Below are 21,055 nucleotides of genomic sequence, written 5' to 3' on the forward strand. Positions count from 1 at the left end.
CTCGTGTAAACAGGGATGTCCCGCTTGCGCGCCTAAGGGTTCTTTTGTTCTTTGTGGTCATCCGGGAGGTGCTGATTGGCCGAGAAAGTCCGCCGCGGACGCGGATCGCTGGCACGTCAGCTGCTCGTGTGGCAACTGGTAGTGGTCGTGGCGCTGCTGTGCGCGGTGGGAGTGCTGTCCGTCGTCCAAGCGGGGAACAACTTCCGCACGACCGAGGGACGCCGGATGCTGTCCGTGGCCGAGGACGTGGCCGCGACGGCGGGGGTGCGGGCGTCGCTGGCCGACCCGCTGCGGCACTACGCGCTGGCGCCGTTCGCGGAGAGCGCCCGCAGCCTGTCCGGCGCCAGCTACGTGATCATCACCGGCCCCGACCGCGAGGTCCTGACCTCGCCGGACCCGAGCCAGGTCGGCGAGCCGCTCGACGTCGGCGACAGCACGGCGGCGCGCGGCCGGTCGTGGGTGGGCGAGCTGGGCGGCGCGACCGTGGCGCACGTGCCGGTGATCGGCGACGACGGCGCGGTGATCGGGCTGGTCGCGGCCGGGCGGCAGGCGCCGGGGTTCTGGGAGGGTGTGCTGGACTCGCCCGACAACGCGCTGCGGCTGCTCGGGGTGGCGCTGGTCATCGGCGTCACGGGGTCGCTGCTGCTCGCGCGGCGGGTGAAGAACCAGACCCTCGGCCTGGAGCCGCACGAGATCACCGCGCTGGTCGAGTACCGGGAGGCACTGCTGCACGGCATCAAGGAGGGCGTCGTCGCGCTCGACCCGCAGCACCGGATCACGCTGGTCAACGACCACGCGCGCGACCTGCTGGCGCTGCCGGCGGACGCGGTCGGCCGGTCGGTGACCGAGCTCGACCTGGACGAACGGCTGCGCGACGTGCTCACCGGGCGGGCCAGGGGCGTGGACCAGCTCGCGCTCACCGGCGGCCGGGTGCTCACGCTGAACTACATGCCGCTGGACGTGCACGGCGCCGTGGTCACCCTGCGGGACCGGACCGAGCTGACCGCGTTGCGCGACGAGCTGGACGCGAACCGGCACGCCACCGACACCCTGCGCGCGCAGGCGCACGAGTTCCGCAACCGCCTGCACACCATCGCGGGCCTGGTCGAGCTCGGCGAGTACGACGAGGTGCGCGGGTTCATCAGCCGCCTCACCACCGCCCAGGGCGCGTGGCGGGCGGAGGTCGGCTCGAAGGTCGCCGACCCGGCCGTGGCGGCGCTGCTGATCGCCAAGTCCAGCCTCGCCGCCGAACGCGGCATCGGGCTGCGGATGGCGCCGGACAGCTCGCTCGGGGAGGTGGACGAGGCGTTGTCCACGGACCTCGTGACGGTGATCGGGAACCTGGTGGACAACGCGCTGGACGCGCTGTCGGAGCGCGGGTGGATCGAGGTGTCGGTGCGGTCGACGGCCGCCGAGGTCGTCGTGGTGGTGCGGGACTCCGGGCCCGGTGTGGCGGCGGGGCTGGCCGAGGAGGTCTTCCGGCACGGCTTCACCACCAAGGCCGCCGAGCAGGGCGGGCGCGGGCTCGGGTTGGCGTTGACCCGGCAGACCTGCCTGCGGCGCGGCGGGTCCGTCCGGGTGCACAACGAGGACGGCGCGGTGTTCACCGCCCGGCTGCCCGTGGAGGTGCCGGTGTGATCAGGGTTCTGGTGGTGGACGACGACTTCATGGTCGCGAAGGTCCACAGTGGATACGTGGCGCGCACGCCCGGCTTCGAGGTCGTCGGCGTGGCCCACAACGGCGCGGACGCCGTGCGGCTGGTGCGGGAGCTGCGGCCGGACCTCGTGCTGCTGGACGTGTACCTGCCCGACGTCGACGGGTTGGCCGTGCTGCGGGAGCTGCGCGGGGTGGCCGAGGACGTGGACGTCATCGTGATCACGGCCGCGACCGACGTGGAGACGGTGCGCAGCGCCATGCGCGGCGGCGTGCTGCACTACCTGATCAAGCCGTTCGAGTACGCGGCGCTGCGCGACCAGCTCGCCCACTTCGCCGCGCTCGACCGGCGGCTCGACCAGCTCGGCTCGGCCGGGCAGGCGGACGTGGACCAGGTGTTCGGCGCACGGCCGAGCAGCGCGCCCGTGCTGCCGAAGGGGCTGACCGCGCAGACCGCCGCGCTGGTGGAGCGCGTGCTGCGGGAACGCCCGGTGACGGCCAGCGAGTGCGCCGACGCCACCGAGCTGGCCAGGGTGTCCGCGCGGCGGTACCTGGAGCACTTCGTGAGCACCGGCAAGGCCGAGGTGCGGCTGAAGTACGGCGGCACCGGGCGGCCCGAACGCCTCTACGTCTGGCTGGGCTGACCGCTCTTGCGCACGATCAGGTAAGCCTGCCGGGTCTTCTCCCACTTCGGGTCCGCCGGCTCCCGCTCCAGCCGGGTGTGCGGCTCGAACCCCGCCTCGGCGAGCTGGCCGAGCACCCGGTCGGGGTTGATCCGGTACACGTCGAGCAGGATGTCGTGCCCGTAGCCCTGCTCGTACCGCCGGACCTCGTCGCCGACCTGGAACGCCAGCACCAGCAGGCCGCCGGGCGCGAGCACGCGGTGGAACTCCGCGAGGACGGCCGGGTGCTCCTCCCACGGCACGTGGATCAGCGAGTACCAGGCCAGCGCGCCGCCCAGCGAGCCGTCCGGCAGGTCGAGGTCGAGCATCGAACCCACCTCGAACGGCACGTCCGGGTGCTCGCGGCGGGCCACCTCGACCATCTCCGGCGACAGGTCGACGCCGAACACGTCCACGCCGAGCCGCTTGAGGTGCCCGGAGATCCGGCCGGGACCGCACCCGACGTCCGCCACCCGCCCGCTCACCAGCTCGGCGAACATCCCGAGCACCGCCCGGTCCGCGGGGATCTCCGCGAGCAGGTCGCGCGCGAGGTCGGCGTAGCTGTGGGCGACGGTGTCGTAGGCGGTGCGCGCCATGGTGAGGAAATCGGGCTCGGTCACGCCCTGGGACCTTAGTCCCAGCCACCGCCGCGGCGGCCCTGCTTCGTCTGGGCGCGGCGCTTCTTCTCCGCGATGCGGCGTTCCTTCGAGCCCTTGGTCGGCTTGGTCGCGCGGCGCACCGGCGGGGGCGCGGCGGCGGCGTCGCGCAGGAGGCGCGCCAGCCGCTCGCGGGCCGCCTGGCGGTTCTGCAACTGCGCCCGGTGCTCGCTCGCGGTCACCGTGAGCACGCCGTCCACCAGGCGCTTCTCCAGGCGGCCGAGCATCCTCGCGCGCAACCACTCCGGCACCGACGGCGAGGCAGCCAGGTCGAAGCTCAGCTCGACCCGGCTGTCCGCCGTGTTCACGCCCTGGCCACCGGGGCCCGAGGACCGGGAGAACCGCTCGCTCAACTCGGCCGCCGGTATCACCAGCGTCCGCGTCACGGTCAGGTCCTCGGCCACCGGTACAGGTTAGAAGACCAGCCCCGGCACGGTCGCCAGGTTTACGAGCTCGTCCACCGTCATCGGGTTCGGCCCACCGCCCACCGCCGGCGTCGTGTTGTAAGGGCCTCCGCTTCGGTCCTCGATGCCCTGGGCCGACACCTCGAGCTTCCGACCGTCCGGGAGCTTCGCGGTGACCCTGATCAGATCGCCCGGGACGTCCGGTCCGCGCTCGACCTTGTACTCACGACCGTCGGGCGTCGTCCGCACCTCGCACGTCCGGGCGGCCGACTGGAAGGTGACCGCCTCACAGCCCTCGTACGGGCGCGCGACCAGTTCCACCGTCACGATGGCACTGCCGCGGGCGTCGAACACCTCCGCGTGGGCCTTGTAGAAGGCTCCCCACGCCTCGAACTCCCAGGGGCCGAACTCCGCCCCGGCGGGGCTGTGCGTCTGCATCGCCGGGATCGCGCCCGAGTCGCGCAGGATCCCGGTCAGCTCCGCCGCCCGCTCGTCCGACAGGCCCGAATCCAGTGGCTTGGTGTACGGACCAGGCGCTGATCGCGGTACCGCCACCTGGGATTCGGCGGTGCTCGCCTGCCCCACGTCCGGACCGCCGCCACCATCGGCGTCCAGGCCGAACGGCACGATCGCCACGGCCACCGCGACCGCCACCGCCGAGCCGACGGACGCGTGCCGGGTCACGACCTTGCGCCGGCCCGCGCGGCGGATGGCGGACTTGTCGACGGCCAGCGGCGGCTCGTCGGCGAACGCCGTGGCCAGGGTCTGCTTGATGTCTGTCATCGCTGCTCCTCCAGGACGTCGTGCCCGAGAAGGTCGCGCAACGCGGCCAAGCCCTTGGCCGCCTGGCTCTTCACGGTGCCTTCGGTTCGCCCGAGGAGGCGCGCGGTCTCCGTGACGCTCAGGTCCTCCCAGTAGCGGAGCACCACCACCGTCCGCTGCCCGACCGGCAACGACGCCAGCGCGCGCCGCACGTCGATGTCGGACGGGGCGCCCGCGACCGGTGTGTCCGGCACCGCGTCGACCACCGTCTCCCGCCGCCGGAACGCCCGGCGCGAGTCGTCGATGGCCGCGCGGACCAGCACCTTCCGCGCGTAGGCGTCCGGCGACGCGTCCCGCCGCACCCTGGGCCAGGCGACGTACAGCTTGGTCAGCGCCGTCTGCACCAGGTCCTCGGCGCGGTGCCAGTCCCCGCACAGCAGGTACGCGGTCCGCCGCATCACCAGTGCCCGGGCGTCGACGTACTCGTCGAACTCACGATCGCGATCCACTCGGCCCCTCCTCGGTCGCCGCTTGATACGGATCGGCGACCGCCGGAGGTTGCTGCCGGCGCCTAGAAACGCGGGTGGTCGCCCACCAGGGCGGCGCCCGGCTCGTCCGAGCGGACCACGTCGCCCAGCACCCACGCGGGCACGTGGCGGGCCGTGAGCACGGCCAGGGAGCGGTCCACGTCCTCGGGCGCGACCACGGCCACCATGCCGACACCCATGTTGAACGTCTTCTCCATCTCCTCGCGCTCCACCCGACCGCGCTGGGCGATCAGGGCGAACACGGGCGCGGGCGTCCAGGTGCGGCGGTTGAGCTCGGCGCGCAGGCCCTCGGGCAGCACGCGGGCCAGGTTCGCGGCCAGGCCACCACCCGTGACGTGGGCGAACGTGCGCACCTCTGCCTCGGCGGCCAGCGCGAGGCAGTCCTTGGCGTAGATGCGGGTCGGCTCGAGCATCTCCTCGCCGAGGGTGCGGCCGAACTCCTCGACGTGGCCCTCCAGCGGCATCCGGGCGATGTCCAGCAGCACGTGCCGCGCCAAGGAGTACCCGTTCGAGTGCAGGCCGGACGAGCCCATGGCGATCACCACGTCACCCGCGCGCACCCGGTCCGGGCCGAGCATGCCGGACGCCTCGACCACGCCGACGCCCGTGCCGGAGATGTCGTAGTCGTTCGCGCCCATCAGGCCGGGGTGCTCGGCGGTCTCGCCGCCCAGCAGCGCGCACCCCGCCAGCACGCAGCCCTCGGAGATACCCTTGACCAGCGCCGCGACCTTGTCCGGGTCGACCCGGCCGATCGCGATGTAGTCCTGCATGAACAGCGGCTCCGCGCCGCACACCACGAGGTCGTCCACGACCATCGCGACCAGGTCGATGCCGACCGTGTCGTGCTTGTCCAACGCCTGCGCGACCGCGATCTTGGTGCCGACGCCGTCGGTCGAGGCCGCGAGCACCGGTTCCTTCCAGCGGTCGAGCTTGAGCTGGAACAACCCCGCGAAGCCGCCGATCCCGCCGAGCACCTCGGGACGCTGCGCCTTGGCCGCCCACGGCTTGAGCTTCTCCACCGCCTCGTCGCCGGCTTCGATGCTTACTCCAGCTGCGGCGTAGGTCGCCTTGGCGCTGTCCGTCACGTCTCTGTGCTCCACATTCAGGGCATCCACATTCGGTACATCTGTTCCCGGGCCGGGCGCGCGCCCGGCTCCGCCGGCGATCAGGGGCGTTGCAGGGCGTCTTCGGCACCGTACCCGTTCGTCAGGACGGGGGTCGCCGAGCCCGCGACGCCCCGGATCCCCTCGAGCAGGTGCTTGCCGATCAGCGCGTCGTCGGGCAGCGGGATCGGGTAGTCCCCGTCGAAGCAGGCCGTGCACAGCCGGGTCTTGGGCTGCTCGCTGGCCGCGATCAGCTCCTCCAGCGACACGTAGCCGAGCGAGTCCGCGCCGACCGAGCGGCGGATGCCGTCGGTGTCCAGGCCGTTGGCGATCAGCTCGGCCCGGGAGGCGAAGTCGATGCCGTAGAAGCACGGCCACTTGACCGGCGGCGACGCGATCCGCACGTGCACCTCCAGCGCACCCGCCTCGCGCAGCATCCGGACCAGGGCGCGCTGGGTGTTGCCGCGCACGATCGAGTCGTCCACCACGACCAGGCGCTTGCCGCGGATCACGTCCCGCAGCGGGTTCAGCTTCAGCCGGATGCCCAGCTGGCGGATGGTCTGCGACGGCTGGATGAACGTGCGGCCGACGTAGGCGTTCTTGACCAGGCCCGAGCCGTACGGGATGCCGCTGGCCTGCGCGTACCCGATCGCGGCCGGCGTGCCGGACTCGGGCACCGGGATGACCAGGTCGGCCTCCACCGGGTGCTCCGCGGCCAGCCGGCGGCCGATCTCGACGCGGGTGGCGTGCACCGAGCGGCCGGCGATCGTGGTGTCCGGACGGGCCAGGTAGACGTACTCGAAGATGCAGCCCTTGGGCTCGGGCGTGGCGAACCGGCTGGACCGCAGGCCGTTCTCGTCGATCGCGATCAGCTCGCCCGGCTCGACCTCGCGGACGAACGACGCGCCCACGATGTCCAGCGCCGCCGTCTCGCTGGCGACCACCCAGCCGCGCTCCAGCCTGCCGAGCACCAGCGGGCGCACGCCCTGCGGGTCGCGGGCCGCGTAGAGGGTGGACTCGTCGGAGAACGTGAGGCAGAACGCCCCGCGCAGGGTCGGCAGCAGCTCCAGGGCCGCCTGCTCGATGCCGATGTCGGCGGCCTGCGCGGCGAGCAGGCCGCAGATCAGGTCGGAGTCCGTGGTCGCGCCGTGGCTGGTGTCCACGCCGACCTCGCGCGCCTTCACCATCAGCTCGGCGGTGTTGACCAGGTTGCCGTTGTGGCCGAGCGACAGGCCCGAGCCGGTGGCCGTGGTGCGGAACGTCGGCTGCGCGTTCTCCCACGTGGTGGAACCGGTGGTGGAGTAGCGGCAGTGGCCGACGGCGACGTGGCCGCGCAGCGCCTGGAGCACCTGCTCGTCGAACACCTGGCTGACCAGGCCGAGGTCCTTGAAGACCACCACCTGGCTGCCGTCGCCGACCGAGATGCCGGCGGCTTCCTGGCCGCGGTGCTGGAGGGCGTAGAGGCCGTAGTAAGTGAGCTTGGCGACCTCCTCGCCGGGCGCCCACACGCCGAACACACCGCATTCCTCGCGGGGTTCGCGCTCTTCCTGGGTGTCGGGGTCAATGCGGCCGGTTGCTGAATGGTCGGTGACCACCGGGTTGCTCCCTAACGACGAGGGTGGGCTGCACTATCGAGTGTAAGGCTGAGAGGGGGCGTCCCACCCCCCTCAGCCCCCCTGCGACGTGACGAAACGCACCCTCACCCGGCCGTCAGTCGAGCTTCAGCGCGAACCAGACCCGCTCGTCGCCCGTGTGCTTGAGCGGCAGCCGGCCCCACAGCCCGTAGTGCACGAGCTGCGCCTCGCCGGTGATCTGGACGTCCGTCTCCTCGCCCGGCCAGGCCGCCCGCACCTCCGGCACGACGCCCGGCGCGAACGTCACCACCCACGCCTCGGGCACGTCGGTGAGCTGGACGAGGGCGGTGCCCTTGGTGGTCGGCGGCACGTCGGTGGCGTACTTGGCGGCGAGCAGGGTGGTGAGCGCCTCGTCGATGCCGTCGACCGCGAAGTCCGCGTCGCCCACCACCAGCTCGCGCAGGGCCGCCTGGGCGTCCCAGCGGCGGAGGTCGAGCTCGTGCGCGATCCGCCGGTGCCAGACCCACGCCAGGTCCGGCGCGGCGGGCGAGAACGTCCAGGCCGCCCGGTTGCCCGGGACGGCGGGCAGCAGCTCGGCGGCCTTGGCCAGCTGGGTGTCCAGGTAGGTCAGCGGCTCCACCTCGGCGGGCGGGCTCGGCAGGCGGAGCTGGACGGGGCTGCCGGTGCGGAGGTACTCCAGCGACGTCTCCAGGAACCTGCCGACGTGCAGCGTCAGGTCGGTGAACGTCCAGCCGGGGCAGCTGGGCACCTTGGCGGCGGGGTCGGCCTTCCCGACCGCCGCCCGGAACATCCCCGCCTGCGCGGTGAAGACCTCGGTCCACCGCTGGGTGGTCCAACCTCCAGGCACGTCCAGCCTCCCGCTTGAGTCGATCGGTGCGCGGCCATCGTGCCGCACGGGGCGCCGTCCCGGCGGCGGAAGGCCGACCTTCCCCCTGATCGACGCGGGGACCGGGCCGCCGGTGCCGTCCGATCGCGAATACCTCCGGGTGGGATCACCTCAGGGTGGGGATCCGGCGACGGGCGGACGGGCCCGGGTCGCCCGGCGGGACGACGGCACCGCCGGGCGGGACCGGCGTCAAGCCAGGTCGACGACCACCTTCACGTCGTCGGGCTCCCGCTCCAGCGCCTCGGTGAAGCGGTCGAGGGGCACGCGGCGGGTGATCAGGCCGTTCAGCCACGGTCGGCTGGCCTCGGCGAGGGCGTCGGCGGCCGCGAGGTAGTCCGGCAGGCCCGCGTTGACCGTGCCGAAGACCGTCTTGTTGCCCAGCACCATGCCGTCGAACACGCCCGGGTCCAGCGGCACGGGGTCGTGCTCGCCCGAGATGCCCGCCACGACGGTGACCGACGCGCGGCGGGCGCACTCCCAGATCAGGGCCGGCACGCCGGTGCACTCGATCGCCACGTCCACCTCGGCGGTGACCTTGGCCAGGTCGGGGTGGTAGGTCGCGCCCAGCGTGGTCACCAGGTCGGGTTTGCGGCCGTCGGTGACGCGGTCGACCACGTGCACCTCCAAGCCCCGCTGCACGCCGAGCAGCGCGGCCAGCAGGCCGATCGGCCCCGCGCCGGTGATCAGCGCCGACCGGACCGGCAGGTGCGACCGCGCGGCCACCGCCGACACCTGCGCCCACGCCTTGGCCACCACCGAGGCGGGCTCGGTCAGCACGCCCGCGTCACCCAGGGTCGGGTCCAGCCGCACGGCGAACTTCGGCGGCACGGTCCAGCGCTGCATGCCGTACCCGTCGAGCTCCTTGATGCCGCGCTCGGTGTACTTGCCGTTGCGGCAGAAGTCCCACGCGTCCACCGCGCACGCCGGGCACGGCTCGGGGTCGGGCCGGCGCACCACCCCGGCCACCAGGTCGCCCGGCGCGAACTCGGGCGTCGGGCTGCCGATCACCCGGCCGAGCGACTCGTGGAACGGCACGATGTGCCCCCGACCGGGCGGCAACCAGCCGAAACCGTCGCGGACGATCTCCACGTCGGTGCCGCACACGCCCGCCAGCAGCCCCTCGACCAGCAGCTCGCCGTCGACCGGGACGACCTCGCGGTCCACCACCCGTGACGCCGAGGGCTCGCCGGGGACGACCTCCGCCGCCCTCACGCCGCACCGCCGCGGTGGCGTTCGTCGCGGGTGTGGCCGCCGAACAGCACCGCCGCGCTGTTCACCAGCGCCAGGTGGCTGAACGCCTGCGGGAAGTTGCCGAGCATCCGCCCGGTGCCCGCGTCGTACTCCTCCGCCAGCAGCCCCACGTCGTTGCACAGGTCCACGAGCCGGTCGAACATCGCCAGCGCCTCCTCGCGCCGCCCGGCCAGCGCCAGCGCGTCGACGTACCAGAACGAGCACGCCAGGAAGCTTCCCTCAACGCCGACCAGCCCGTCCACTTCGGACTCGCCGTGCCCCGTCTCGTACCGGTCGACCAGGTCGCCGCGCTTGAGCACCCGCGAGATCGCGTCGAGGGTGCCGGTGACGCGCGGGTCGTCGCCGGGCAGGAAGCCGACCGCCGGGATCAGCAGCGTGGCCGCGTCCAGCTCCGTCCCGCCGTAGTACTGGGTGAACGCGCCCAGCGACGCGTTCCAGCCCTTCGCCAGCACCTCGGCGTGCACGGCCTCGCGCAGCTCGCGCCACCGCTGCACCGGACCGGGCAGGTCGTGCTCCTCCACCGCGCGCACCGCCCGGTCGAACGCCACCCACAGCATCACCCGCGAGTGCGTGAAGTGCCGGTCCGGGCCGCGCACCTCCCACAATCCCTTGTCCGGCTGCTCCCACACCTTCTCCAGGTGCCGCATCATGCCGCGCTGCATGGCCCACGAGTCCGGCGTCTCGCCGAGGCCGCGTTCCCGGGCCAGGTGCAACGCGTCCATCACCTCGCCGTACACGTCCAGCTGCAACTGCCGGTAGGCCGCGTTCCCGACCCGCACCGGCCGCGCGCCCCGGTAGCCGGGCAGCCAGTCGACCTCCCACTCGACCAGGTGCCGCTCGCCGCCGAGGCCGTACATGATCTGCAGGTCGGCCGGGTCGCCCGCCACGGCGCGCAGCAGCCACCGCCGCCACGCCGCCGCCTCGTCCGTGCAGCCGAAGTTGTCCAGCGCCAGCAACGTGAACGTGGCGTCGCGCAGCCAGCAGTACCGGTAGTCCCAGTTGCGCTCGCCGCCGAACGTCTCCGGCAGCGACGTGGTCGGCGCGGCCACGATCCCGCCGGTCGGCGCGTACGACAGGCCCTTCAACGTGATCAGCGACCGCCGCACGGCCTCCGCGTGCGGACCGTCGTAGCCGATCCGGGACGACCAGCCCAGCCAGAACGCCTCCGACCGCGCCACCTCCGCCATCGCGTCCACCGGCGCGGGCGGCTCGTCGGGCGAGTAGGCGAACTCCATCACCCACGACAGCCGCTCGCCCGCCGAGATGGTGAACTCCGCCTCGTGCGCGCGTTGGCCGTGCACCCGGTAGGGCAGCCGGTCGCCGTACAGCGCGACCGCGGACGGTCCGGCGAGCGCGACGATGCACTCCTGCCCGTCCCGCTCGCCGCGCCGCACCCACGGCACCGAGTCGCCGTAGGCGAAGCGCAGCACCCACCGCAACGACATCTCGACCTGCCCGGCCACGCCTTCCAGCACGCGCACCACCCGCGTGTCGGCGTCCCAGTCGTCCTGCTCGGGCGGCATGGTGTCGATCAGCCGCACCACGCCGTCCACGGTCTCGAACTCGGTCTCCAGCACCAGGCCGCCGTCCCGGTAGGACCGTCGCACCGACACCACCTCGCCCGTCGGCGCGATCCGCCAGTGCCCGTCGTCCTCGGTGCCGAGCAGTCGGGAGAAGCAGGACGGCGAGTCGAACCGCGGCATGCACAGCCAGTCGATCGACCCGTCCCGTCCCACCAGGGCCGCCGTCCTCAGGTCGGACAGCAGCGCGTAGTCCTCGATCCGTCCAGGTCCCGTGTCTCCCACGCCGCCGACCCTACGTACCCGTGTTCGGCCGTGCGCGCTGTCGCGCGGGTTGCCCCAACCCGCCTTGCGGGTGACGTTGATCCGATACGTTGGTCCTCATGCGCCGTGTCGTGCCGCTCATCGCCGCCTTGGCCCTGCTCGGGGGCTGCTCGCAAGCCACGGACGGGTCCGCCAACCCCGGTGGTTCGACGCCGACGACCACCGCGTCGGGCCAGGCGTCCGGGTCGGGCAAGCCCTCCTCGACGACGAAGGAGCCGGCCAAGCGCCCGAAGACGATCAACATCGACGACGTGGACCCGTGCACGCTGCTGACCGAGGCCCAGCGCGCCGAGTTCGGCCTGGACCGGCCGCCGCAGCCGGGCGGGCAGCCGGACAAGAAGAGCTGCACGATCAGCCGCGAGGACCGCAAGTACTTCGTCGGCCTGACCGCCGACACCACGGCGGGCATCGACGACTACGCCAAGTCGGTCGGCAAGGTGACCAAGCTGGAGGTCGGCGGCTTCCCCGCGCTGATGATCGAGGCGACGACCCAGCTCGGCGTCTCCTGCTCCGTCACGGTGGACGTCTCGGACGGCCAGGTGGTCGACGTGCAGGCCTCCAGCGTCGACGAGACCGACATCCCGACCCTGTGCCAGGTCGTCCAGCCGGTCGCGGCCGCGGTGGTCGCCAACGTGAACAAGTAGAACTATTCCCTTTGCAGGTGGAACCGGTCACCTGCGTCATGCATCAGAGCTAAAGTCGTCCCAGATGCACACGCTGGGGTATGTGCAGCACTGAGGAGGGGTGTGCCGTGTACATCGCGGATGGTGGTGGCGGAGGAACGACGCCGACGACGCTGCCCGACTACAGCGGGGCGCAGCGCAAGTTGAGCATCGAGCCCTCGGCGATCCCGGCCGCGCGCAAGGTGTTCTCGGACGCGCTGGACCAGCTCGAGACGAAGCTCGCCAACGCGATGACGCAGCTCGAAGCGAAGCCCTGGGCGGGCGACCCGGTGAGCGACGAGACCGCGCAGCGGTTCAACCAGGACACCTTCAAGTCCGGGGACTCGGCCGGCGTGGTGGCGCTCAAGGCGTACCGCGAGCAGCTCAAGGGCGTGGTCGACCAGCTCACCGCGATCGAGGCCGACTACCGCCGGGTCGAAGGCGACAACTCCGCGTCCTGGGGACGCATCCACAACGGCTGAACCTTGCTGACCTACGCACCCGAGGGGGGCGAGCACGATGGGTGACCACCGCTGGCGCGGGTATGCCCACCCCGATCTCTACCGGATGATCAACGAGGGTCCGGGCGTTGCCGCGTCCCGGCCGCTCGAGGACTCCTGGAAGTCGCTGTCCGAGACCCTGGGCGAGATCGACGTCTCGATCAAGGAAGGGCTCGCCAAGCTCGGCGCGAGCTGGGAGGGCGACACCGCCGACACCACGACGGCCACGCTGTCGCCGCTCGCCGCGTGGGCGGAGGACGCCCAGCAGGGTTCGAGCACGATGGAGACCTCCGCCCAGCTGCAGGCGGACTACATCGCGAACGCCCGCAAGGAGATGCCCGAGCCGGTCCCGGTGACCACCGAGGCGCCGTCGCTCGGCGACAAGATCCTCGGCGGGCTGACCGGTCCGGTCGGGATGATGCACGTCATCCAGCAGCAGCAGGACCACGAGCAGCAGGAAGCGGCGCAGGACAACGCCGAGGCCAAGGCTGTCGAGGTGATGAACAACTACCAGTCCAGCAGCGAGTGGAACGCCGACACGCTGGGCAAGTTCGTCCCGCCGCCGCAGGTCGTGATCGACACCCCGCCGCCCGCCGGCGCGGGCGAGTTCAACAACACGCGGGCGAACTACAACGCCACCCCGACGTGGACGCCGCCGGCCGACAGCGGTGGCACCACGAACACGTCGTGGGCCCCGCCGTCGACCGGCACGCCCGTGCCGCAGCCCGGCCTGGTGCCCGGCACCGGCGGCAACACGAACACCTCGTGGGCGCCCCCGCCGACCGGCGGGCCGACGCCGACGCCTCCGCCGACGGTCAACCCCCCGGTGAACCTGCCGCCGAAGCCGCCCGTCGGCCCGATGCCCCCTCCCCAGTGGGTCCCGCCGAAGCCGCCGAACAACGGCCCTCAGGTCCCGCCGAGGGTGCCGACCGGTCCCGGCGGTCCGCCGCGTCCCGGTCTGCCGACCGGTCGCGGCCCCGGCATGCCGGGCATGCCCGGTGTGCCCGGCCCCGGTCAGCAGGGTCCCGGCGGCATGCGTCCCGGTATGCCCGGCATGGGCGGCATGCCCGGTTCCGGCGTGCCCGGAGCGGGCATGCCCGGCGGTAGCAACCCGGCCGGCGTGCCCGGTCGCGGTGGCGTCGCGGGCGTCGGCGGCTTCGGTCCCGGCGCCGGTGGTCCAGGCGCGGCGGGTCGTCCGGGTGCGGGCGGTCCCGGCATGGCCGGTGGGGCGGCCGGCGCGCACGGCGGCAACGGCGAGGACGACATCGAGCACAAGGCAGCCGACTACCTGGTCGAGACGAACGACGTGTTCGGCGACGACCGGCTCGTCGCGCCGCCGGTGATCGGGGAAACGCCTCAGTAGGGTTCGATCCTCCGGTGCACGGGCTCGCGTCGACCTGATGCGGGCCCGTGTCCGGCGTTCAGGGGACGGGGATTTCGGTGACGTATTTCGGGGGGTCCGCGGAGCGGGAGCCGATCGAGCTCTCGGCCGAGGAGTTCGACGTGCTCTGGGAGCGCCTCGACCTGGGCCAGATGCCGTTGGTGATCAAGGTGCCGTCGCCGGGCAAGACCCACGCCGAGCGCGCCGACCTGGAACGCCGCGTCTGGCAGGGCATCGGCGCGCGCGGCCTCGGCGGCCCGACCGGGCTGCACCCGGAGCTGGACTACCTGCTGCGGCTGTTCAGCAGGCCCGAACGCGAGGTCGACGGCCGGGTGTGGATCGGCAAGAGCGTGCGGGTGCTGGCCGTGGCCAACGGTGACGAGGGCGCGGTGGCCACCTTGACCGGGGACCGGCTCACGTTCCGGCGCGCGGCGGGCAGCGGCCTGCCGTCGGCGGTGCTGGGCGCGCTGCCCGCGCACCCGGCAGGCACCGGGCACTCGGTCACCATGCCGAGCGCCGACCTGGAGGCCGCGGTCAAGAAGTCCGACGGCTCGCCCAAGAGCCTGGAGAACTCGTTGCGCCAGCACGGCGTGCGCCAGGAGGACGCCGTCACGCTGGTGAAGATGTTCACCGGGCTCGTGCACACCGGCAACTTCGGCGCGGCGGCCCGCGACAAGTACGGCAAGCGGTGCCGGCCGGACCGCGTGGTCGCGTTCTTCGACACCGAGGACGGCCGCTACCTGCAACAGCGACGGGCGTCGAACGGCACCGCGCCGTGGAGCACGTTCAGCCCGACCGACTCGCGCCGGCTCGCGCACCAGGTCGAGGAACTGCTCGCCGAAGCGGTGCGCGCCGCGAAGTCCTGACGCCGCCGCCACGGGTGGTCATCCGCGTGGCACCGGGCCCGACGACGGCCCGGCGCGCGGCGATAGCCTGGGCGGGTGCCGTCGAAGTCCGTTGACCCCCACGAGGTTCGCGCCGCGGTCGAGGCCGTGCTGCCCTGGCTCGCCGGCGAGGCCGAGCGGCCGGACCGCCCGGTGCTGGCCGCGGCCGTGCGGCTGAGCCTGCGCACGCTGGAGCAGGTCGCGCCGGGCCGCAGCGTGGAGGTGCGGGTGCCGCCGTTCGCCGCCGTGCAGTGCGTGGCGGGCCCCCGGCACACCCGCGGCACGCCGCCGAACGTGGTCGAGACCGACCCGCGCACGTGGCTGGAACTGGCCGTCGGCAGGCTCGGGTGGGCCCAGGCGGTGGCGGACGCCAAGGTCACCGCGTCCGGGAGCCGGGCCGATCTCTCAACCCTGCTCCCGGTGCTCCGCTTCTAGCTAAGCTCGACCGCGTGAAGGCGCTCAAGGCGTGTCTCGCCATCCTCGCGGTCGGAACCCTCCTCGTCGGTTGCAGCTCGGACTGGGAGGAAGAGGTCCGGTTCAAGGTCACCCGGATCACGCCCGAGCACGAGACCGTCCCGGGGAAGACGTCCCCGCCCTACGTGGTCCTCGCGCTGGACCAGGACGACCCCGGCGCGAAGGTGTCCCTCAAGACCGCCGGGGCCGACATCGACCGCTTCCCCGACGGCATCAAGGTCGGCGACTCGGTGATCTGCCAGGTGCGCCAGGTCGAGAAGAACAACCTCGACGGCCTCGAACCGGAGTCCGAAGTCGGTCCTTGCCGCTTGGCCTAGAACCAGGACCCGACGGTCTTGTCCCAGGCCTTGCCGACGCCCTCGACCGCGTCGCGGCCCAGCTCGACCACGTCGCCGACACCGCCCACGACCACGTCCCCGGCGTCGTTGAGGATTTCCTTGCCCGTGTTGAGCAGACCGGTGCCCGCCTCGGACCAGTTGCCGTTGACCGCGTCGCGACCGGCGTTCCAGAGCCCGGTGCCCGCGTCCTTCGCCAGGTCGGCCGCGCCGACGGCCGTGCCGCCGACGAAGTCCACCACCGGCCCGACGCCGGGGAGGTGCGAGCCGGGCAGCGACGGGCCGAGCGGGTTCTCGTCCCAGTCCTGCGAGGTCACCGAGCCGCCGTCGCCGGTCGCGATCCGGGCCAGGTTCTGCACCGACTCCGAACCCTCGGTGTAGTACTCGGAGTGCGCGCCGACCAGGGACGTGCCGTCGGTGGTGCCGAAGGTCCGCGCGCCGAACCGGTCGTCGTACGGGCCGATCGAGGAGCCGTCCTCGGTGAACCAGCTGGAACTGGTGCCCTGCACGACCGGGTCGTGCTCGGTCGCGCCGACGTAGACGTGACCGGGGCCCGCGGAGAGCTGGTCGACGTTCGACGCGCCGACGCCGGGCGAGCCGATGAACGCGATGTCGTCCGCGGCAAGGCCGTTCATGCCCGCGTAGCCGACGGTGGTGGAGCCGTAGGAGTGGCCGATCACGGTCACGTGCGGGTCGTGGCCCGCGGCCTCGGCGGCGGCGCGGTAGCCGTTGACGTCGGCGACGAGGTTCGCGCCACCCTCGCGGGCCTGCGCGGGGTTGTCGACCTCGCCGATCGCCCAGCCGGGCGCGTCGTAGCCGAGCCACTGGATGGTGGCGTTGCCGTCCGCGCCCATCTGCTCGCGCAGGTTCGCGGCCTGGCTGAGGCCGAAGCTGCCCAGGTCCGAACCGGTGCCCGGCACGCAGACCGCGAGGTTGTTCGCGGTGTCCGGGTCGCCGTACGCGACCGCCATGCCGCCGTCGCCACGCGGGCCGTACGGGTCGTAGGCGAGGAGGCGGACATCGCTCTCGTCCCAGCCCTTCTTGACGGCGATCTGCTCGGCGTTCTCGAGGCTGTCCGCGGCCTTCTGCGCGTTCTCGGCCTTGGTGGCGGCCTCTTGGCGCTGCTCGCTGAGCGACGCGTACTGCTCGTCGTTCATGAGCTTGGTCATGTCGTCGGAGTTGTTCGGGTCGAGGCCCAGCTCCCGCGCCCGCTCGGCCAGCTGCGCGTCGAGCTGGTCGCGCTGGTCGCCGAAGCGCTGGAGGTCGTCCGCGATGCGCATCCGGTTGGCCTGGTCCAGCACGCCGGACGGCAGGCCGCGCAGCTGGCCGAGCTCCTGGAACTTGGTGCGCAGCAGCTCGTCCTGCTGCTCCTTGGTCAGCGACTTCCACCAGGCGGCGACCTGCTTGGGGTCGGTGCCGGGACCGGGCACGGTGGCGGACGTGCGCATGGCCGCGACGGCGGTGTTCCAGCCGGGGTCCTTGCTCGCGGTCTCCTCGAAGCCGGGCCGGACCTTGGTGAGCGCGTCGGCGTAGGAGCGGAGCACGCGCTCGTAGCCGGTCTTGACGTTGTTCAGCTGCTCGTTGACGCGGCTGGCCAGCTCACGGGTCTGCGCCTCGTCCAACGCGGGCGAGCGGCCGCGCCAGAAGTCGATCAGCTGGTCGGCGCTGCCGCGCATCTGGGCGTAGGCGCGGGACGCGGCCTGGACGATGTCGGCGCCCGCGCCCAGCCGCTCGCCGGCCACGGTCGCGGACTTCGCGGACAGCTCGGCGCGTGCGCCGAAACCCGCCGCGGCGTCGCCCTGCCAGCTGGAGGTGGCCGTGCTGCCGCCCGACGAGACCGCCTGCCCCGCGCGGCCGACGGCGCTCATCGCGCCGGTGATGGGGTCGGAGGCCGCCGCGACCCGGCCCGCGTCGCCCGCGGCCAGCTGCCCGTACAGGACCTCAGGGTCGGTGAAGCTCACGCCATGCCCCCTTCGATGCCGCGGAACGAGGTGTTCGAGTCGTCGTCCGCGCGCTGGTAGGCGTCGGCGTTCTCGTTGAGGCCGTCACCGGCGTCTCGGTACCAGGCGCTGCCCCGGCGCAGGTCGTCGGACTGCTCGCCGGACCACTTGGCCAGCGCGTCGACGAACTCCGCCGCCGCGGGCACCTGGCCGAGCGCGTCGGCGTCGAGCCTGAGCATGGAGATCATCTCCGCGCCGTCGCCTGCCGCGTCCGCGCCTTCGTGGAACTGCTTGGACGCCTCGCGCAACGTCTCTGGTCGCACCCCGAACACGATCGCCCACCCTTCGCGCCGCCTGCCGCCGGCAATGCGACGCACGTTCACCCGTCCCGGTTCCCTCGCCCCACTGGTCCAGGAGGGGGAGAAATCCGCCCGTCGGTGATCACTCAAAGGTGATCTTGCCAGCGTCGAACAGCAGTTCGACCATTGACACATGACATTGTTGCTCCAGGCGTCCGGGCTCATGGTCGTCATCGCCCTGCACGAATCGGCGGAACGCCTCCGCCGATTCGCCGTCGCCTACCTGACCCGAACACGGCCCCGCGCACGCCACCGCCTGCTCAGTCCTCGCCAGATCCGTTGGCAGCGCTGGAAGTCCGCGCTCGCGGACTACCTCGTGGCCCGCTTCGCCGAGGTCGCGGTGGACGCCGTGCCCTACCCGCCCATCCCGGTGCGACCCGACCCCGAGACGTCCCGCCCGCCGGCCTGGGACGCGCTGGACCCACCTCCCCGAATGGCCCAGTCCGAAGAGCCTGAGCTGTTCGAGGACGACCGGTGGGACGACGACCGGACGCCCACCACCGACTACGCCTTGCCGAACGGCGCGCCGCCCGACCTGTCGGCGGAGGAGCCCGGAACCTGGCCCGTGGCGTGGCCCGAAGCGTCGCCGGAATCGTGGGCGGAGCCGTGGTCCGAGCCGTCGCCGGAGCCGTGGGCGGAGGCGTGGTCCGAGCCGTCGCCGGAGCCGTGGGCGGAGGCGTGGTCCGAGCCGTCGCCGGAGCCGTGGGCGGAGGCGTGGTCCGAGCCGTCGCCGGAACTCTGGACGGAGGCGTGGTCCCGGCCGTCGCCGCAGCCGTGGGCGGACTCCTGGACGGAGCCGTTGCCGGAGTCGTGGGCCGAGCCGTGGACGGAGGCGTGGGCGCAACCGTGGGTCGAGCCGCGGGCCGCGCACGCCGGCACCTACTTCACCGGCCACCTCGACGAGCCCGCTTACGCGAACCCCGTCACCGGACGGCACGCGGCCGCCGAGCCGACCTCCGGCCGCCACGCCCTCCGCGAGCCCGCCTAGCGGCGCAGCAGCTCGTCGATCTCCTCCGGCTTCATCGGCTTGGCGAAGAACCAGCCCTGGCCGGTGTCGCAGCCGATCCGGTGCAGGCGCTTGGCCTGCGCCGGCGTCTCGACCCCCTCGGCGGTGACGCCCAGTTGCAGCGCGTGCGCCAGTTGCACGAGCGTCGACACGATCTGGGCGTCCACCGCGTCTTCCTCATCCGCCGCGCGCAGGCCCTCCATGAACGAGCCCGCGATCTTCAGCTCGTGCACGGGCAGGTGCTTGAGGTAGGCGAGGTTCGAGTAGCCGGTGCCGAAGTCGTCGATCGCGATCCGCACGCCCATCTCCGACAACGCCCGCAGCGCCTCCAGCGGCTCGTCGGCGGTGCCCATGATCGCGCTCTCGGTCAGCTCGAGCTGCAGGTGGTGGGGCGGCAGCGCGCACTCGTCCAGGATCCGCTTCACGTCCCGCACCAGCTCCGGGTCGCGGGACTGCCGCACGGCCAGGTTCACCGACACGAACGGCGCGGAGTCGCCGAACTCCTGCAGCCACCGCCGCGCCTGCTCGCACGCCCGCCGCAGCACCCACCGGCCCAGCGGGACGATCAGCCCGGTCTCCTCGGCCAGCTCGATGAACCGGTCCGGCGCCAGCCGCCCGAACTCCGGGTGCTGCCAGCGCACGAGCGCCTCCACGCCGACCACGGTGCTGTCCTCCAGCCGCACCAGCGGCTGGTAGTCCACGTAGAACTCGTCGCGCTCCAACGCCGCCGGCATCGTCGCCGACAGGGTGAACCGGGCGACCTCCTTGGCGTTGCGCTCCGGGTTGTACAGCGCCCACCGCGACTTGCCGTCCGCCTTCGCCCAGTACAGCGTGATGTCCGCGTCACGCATCAGGTCGGCCGCCGTGGTGCCCGACAGCGCGCGCTCCACGATGCCGATCGACGCCGACACGGTCAGCTCGTGCCCGCCGATCCGGATCGGCGACTCCAGCTCGCGCAGCACGCGGTCGGCGACGTTGACGATGTCCTGCGTGTCCTGCGAGCCCTCCACCAGGATGACGAACTCGTCGCCACCCATCCGGGCGACGAGCTTGCCCTCGCCGGACACGGAGTGGTCAAGCCGCCGCCCGACCTCGACCAGCAACTGGTCGCCGATGTCGTGGCCGAGGCTGTCGTTGATCACCTTGAACCCGTCCAGGTCCAGGTAGCACAGGCCGGCGCGGTGGCGCGCCCGGTTGTTGAACACCCGGCCGAGGCGCTCCAGGAACAGCGCGCGGTTCGGCAGGCCGGTCAACGGGTCGTGCAACGCCTGGTAGCGCAGCCGGTTCTGCAGCAGGTGGCGGTCGGTGACGTCCTCGATCATCGCCACCTGGTACTGCGGATCGCCGTGGTCGTCGCGCACCAGCGACAGCGTCAGGTGCGTCCACACCTGCTCGCCGTCGGCCCGGCGGAACCGCTTCTCCGCCCGGTAGTGGTCGCACTCGCCCGCGGTGAGCTGGTCGTACAGCCGCCAGACGCTGCCGCCGTCCTCCGGGTGCATCAGGTCGCGGATGTTGTACTGCCGCATCTCCTCGACGCTGAACCCGAGCATGTCCTGCAACGCCTGGTTCACGTCCAGGATCCGGCCCTCGATGTCGGCGATGCCGATGCCGATCGCGGCCTCGGTGAACATCGCCCGGAACCGCGCCTCGGACGCGCGCAACGCGGCTTCGGCCTGGTCACGGGCGTCCAGCACGGCCGCGCGGATCGCCTCCTGCTCGGCCAGCGTGCGTTCGCGCAGCGCACGGGCGTACCCGGCGGCCAACGCGCCCTGCAACGCGGCCAGCCGCGACCGCATCAGCTCGTCCGGCTGGATGTTCAGCTCGCCGAGCAGGTCGTCGCCGAGCAGCTGCACGGTGCGGCCGAGCGTGTCGGTGCCGGTGAAGTGCGCCTCGACCAGGCGTGCGCCGATCTCGTAGCCGGGCGCGGTGCGGAACGGGCTGGCGTGCAGGGCGTGCACCAGCACCTCGGTCAACGCCTGGAGGTGCTCGGCGACCTCGGCCCGCGTCATCGGGACGTAGCTGCTGCCGATGACGGCGGTGGCCCAAGTGCGGGCGAAGGACTCCGCCCCGGCCAGTACGGCGGGGTCGAGGTTCGATCGGCCCGGTGCTGCCACCCGATGGTCAACCTGTTCCGTCATGTCCGCCGGCCT

Annotated in this window: 21 protein-coding genes; 9 read left to right on the forward strand and 12 right to left on the reverse strand. The window is 72.7% G+C overall.

The window, feature by feature from the left end:
• Positions 1-75 precede the first annotated feature (75 nt).
• Both AB0I91_RS04120 and AB0I91_RS04125 read left to right on the forward strand, forming a co-directional pair.
• Complete coding sequence (locus tag AB0I91_RS04120; protein ID WP_499635126.1) at positions 76-1,638, forward strand: sensor histidine kinase; 1,563 nt, start codon at positions 76-78, stop codon at positions 1,636-1,638.
• Positions 1,635-2,297, forward strand: a complete 663-nt coding sequence (locus AB0I91_RS04125) for a response regulator (RefSeq protein WP_498771898.1) — start codon at positions 1,635-1,637, stop codon at positions 2,295-2,297. The genes AB0I91_RS04120 and AB0I91_RS04125 overlap by 4 nt, the downstream gene beginning before the upstream one ends.
• Here the strand turns inward: AB0I91_RS04125 and AB0I91_RS04130 are convergent.
• The 9 genes from AB0I91_RS04130 to AB0I91_RS04170 form a co-directional block, all read right to left on the reverse strand.
• A complete protein-coding gene (locus tag AB0I91_RS04130; RefSeq protein WP_498771896.1) occupies positions 2,279-2,935 on the reverse strand; it encodes a class I SAM-dependent DNA methyltransferase in 657 nt (218 codons plus the stop codon). The genes AB0I91_RS04125 and AB0I91_RS04130 overlap by 19 nt on opposite strands.
• Before the next feature lie 11 nt (positions 2,936-2,946).
• A complete protein-coding gene (gene arfB / locus AB0I91_RS04135; RefSeq protein WP_498771894.1) occupies positions 2,947-3,375 on the reverse strand; it encodes an alternative ribosome rescue aminoacyl-tRNA hydrolase ArfB in 429 nt (142 codons plus the stop codon).
• A gap of 9 nt (positions 3,376-3,384) precedes the next feature.
• Positions 3,385-4,158, reverse strand: coding sequence for a hypothetical protein (locus tag AB0I91_RS04140; protein WP_499635129.1), 774 nt, complete (start codon positions 4,156-4,158; stop codon positions 3,385-3,387).
• Positions 4,155-4,646 (reverse strand): SigE family RNA polymerase sigma factor, encoded by a 492-nt coding sequence (locus AB0I91_RS04145; protein ID WP_498771890.1) that lies wholly within the window; start codon positions 4,644-4,646, stop codon positions 4,155-4,157. Before AB0I91_RS04145 ends, AB0I91_RS04140 begins: the two co-directional genes overlap by 4 nt.
• Positions 4,647-4,708: 62 nt before the next feature.
• Positions 4,709-5,770, reverse strand: coding sequence for a phosphoribosylformylglycinamidine cyclo-ligase (gene purM, locus AB0I91_RS04150; protein ID WP_498771888.1), 1,062 nt, complete (start codon positions 5,768-5,770; stop codon positions 4,709-4,711).
• 80 nt (positions 5,771-5,850) lie between these two features.
• Entirely contained in the window at positions 5,851-7,383 is a 1,533-nt protein-coding gene (gene purF, locus AB0I91_RS04155; RefSeq protein WP_498771886.1) for an amidophosphoribosyltransferase, read from the reverse strand.
• A 115-nt stretch (positions 7,384-7,498) separates the two neighbouring features.
• Positions 7,499-8,230 carry a maleylpyruvate isomerase N-terminal domain-containing protein gene (locus AB0I91_RS04160; RefSeq protein ID WP_499635132.1) on the reverse strand — a complete coding sequence of 244 codons (732 nt, stop codon included), beginning with the start codon at positions 8,228-8,230 and terminating at the stop codon, positions 7,499-7,501.
• Positions 8,231-8,458: 228 nt separating this feature from the next.
• Positions 8,459-9,481, reverse strand: coding sequence for an alcohol dehydrogenase catalytic domain-containing protein (locus tag AB0I91_RS04165; protein ID WP_499616416.1), 1,023 nt, complete (start codon positions 9,479-9,481; stop codon positions 8,459-8,461).
• On the reverse strand, positions 9,478-11,325 hold the full coding sequence (locus AB0I91_RS04170) for a glycoside hydrolase family 15 protein (RefSeq protein ID WP_499616413.1): 1,848 nt from the start codon (positions 11,323-11,325) through the stop codon (positions 9,478-9,480). The genes AB0I91_RS04165 and AB0I91_RS04170 overlap by 4 nt, the downstream gene beginning before the upstream one ends.
• A 98-nt stretch (positions 11,326-11,423) precedes the next feature.
• Between AB0I91_RS04170 and AB0I91_RS04175 the strand changes: the two genes are divergently transcribed.
• The 6 genes from AB0I91_RS04175 to AB0I91_RS04200 all read left to right on the forward strand — a co-directional run bounded on the left by AB0I91_RS04175 (position 11,424) and on the right by AB0I91_RS04200 (position 15,582).
• Entirely contained in the window at positions 11,424-12,008 is a 585-nt protein-coding gene (locus AB0I91_RS04175; protein WP_498771878.1) for a DUF3558 domain-containing protein, read from the forward strand.
• 107 nt (positions 12,009-12,115) lie between these two features.
• Entirely contained in the window at positions 12,116-12,508 is a 393-nt protein-coding gene (locus tag AB0I91_RS04180; RefSeq protein ID WP_498771876.1) for a transcriptional regulator, read from the forward strand.
• Positions 12,509-12,545: 37 nt separating this feature from the next.
• Complete coding sequence (locus tag AB0I91_RS04185) at positions 12,546-13,889, forward strand: PPE domain-containing protein (RefSeq protein ID WP_499635135.1); 1,344 nt, start codon at positions 12,546-12,548, stop codon at positions 13,887-13,889.
• A gap of 77 nt (positions 13,890-13,966) precedes the next feature.
• Entirely contained in the window at positions 13,967-14,773 is an 807-nt protein-coding gene (locus tag AB0I91_RS04190; RefSeq protein ID WP_498771872.1) for an ESX secretion-associated protein EspG, read from the forward strand.
• 75 nt (positions 14,774-14,848) lie between these two features.
• Positions 14,849-15,226: a sterol carrier family protein gene (locus tag AB0I91_RS04195; RefSeq protein WP_498771870.1), complete on the forward strand. Its 378-nt coding sequence runs from the start codon at positions 14,849-14,851 to the stop codon at positions 15,224-15,226.
• A 14-nt stretch (positions 15,227-15,240) separates the two neighbouring features.
• Positions 15,241-15,582, forward strand: a complete 342-nt coding sequence (locus AB0I91_RS04200; protein WP_499635138.1) for a hypothetical protein — start codon at positions 15,241-15,243, stop codon at positions 15,580-15,582.
• Here AB0I91_RS04200 and AB0I91_RS04205 read toward each other — a convergent pair.
• The gene (locus AB0I91_RS04205) at positions 15,579-17,561 is read right to left on the reverse strand and encodes an alpha/beta hydrolase (protein ID WP_499635141.1); all 1,983 of its coding nucleotides are present in this window, start codon (positions 17,559-17,561) and stop codon (positions 15,579-15,581) included. The genes AB0I91_RS04200 and AB0I91_RS04205 overlap by 4 nt on opposite strands.
• Positions 17,558-17,863, reverse strand: coding sequence for a DUF2563 family protein (locus AB0I91_RS04210; RefSeq protein WP_499616400.1), 306 nt, complete (start codon positions 17,861-17,863; stop codon positions 17,558-17,560). Before AB0I91_RS04210 ends, AB0I91_RS04205 begins: the two co-directional genes overlap by 4 nt.
• 169 nt (positions 17,864-18,032) lie before the next feature.
• On the opposite strand from AB0I91_RS04210, the gene AB0I91_RS04215 reads away from it, so the two are divergent.
• Positions 18,033-18,887 carry a hypothetical protein gene (locus tag AB0I91_RS04215; RefSeq protein WP_499635144.1) on the forward strand — a complete coding sequence of 285 codons (855 nt, stop codon included), beginning with the start codon at positions 18,033-18,035 and terminating at the stop codon, positions 18,885-18,887.
• Here the strand turns inward: AB0I91_RS04215 and AB0I91_RS04220 are convergent.
• On the reverse strand, positions 18,884-21,043 hold the full coding sequence (locus AB0I91_RS04220; RefSeq protein WP_498771860.1) for a putative bifunctional diguanylate cyclase/phosphodiesterase: 2,160 nt from the start codon (positions 21,041-21,043) through the stop codon (positions 18,884-18,886). The genes AB0I91_RS04215 and AB0I91_RS04220 overlap by 4 nt on opposite strands.
• Positions 21,044-21,055 lie beyond the last annotated feature (12 nt).

Origin of the sequence: Actinosynnema sp. NPDC049800 (assembly GCF_040656635.1) — a bacterium.
GTDB lineage: Bacteria > Actinomycetota > Actinomycetes > Mycobacteriales > Pseudonocardiaceae > Actinosynnema.

Bases quoted from the DNA above. Each gene is read 5' to 3' on its own strand.
- AB0I91_RS04215 (WP_499635144.1), top strand. From the start codon at position 18,033: ATGACATTGTTGCTCCAGGCGTCCGGGCTCATGGTCGTCATCGCCCTG.
- AB0I91_RS04175 (WP_498771878.1), top strand. From the start codon at position 11,424: ATGCGCCGTGTCGTGCCGCTCATCGCCGCCTTGGCCCTGCTCGGGGGC.
- AB0I91_RS04185 (WP_499635135.1), top strand. From the start codon at position 12,546: ATGGGTGACCACCGCTGGCGCGGGTATGCCCACCCCGATCTCTACCGG.
- AB0I91_RS04220 (WP_498771860.1), bottom strand. From the start codon at position 21,043: ATGACGGAACAGGTTGACCATCGGGTGGCAGCACCGGGCCGATCGAAC.
- AB0I91_RS04140 (WP_499635129.1), bottom strand. From the start codon at position 4,158: ATGACAGACATCAAGCAGACCCTGGCCACGGCGTTCGCCGACGAGCCG.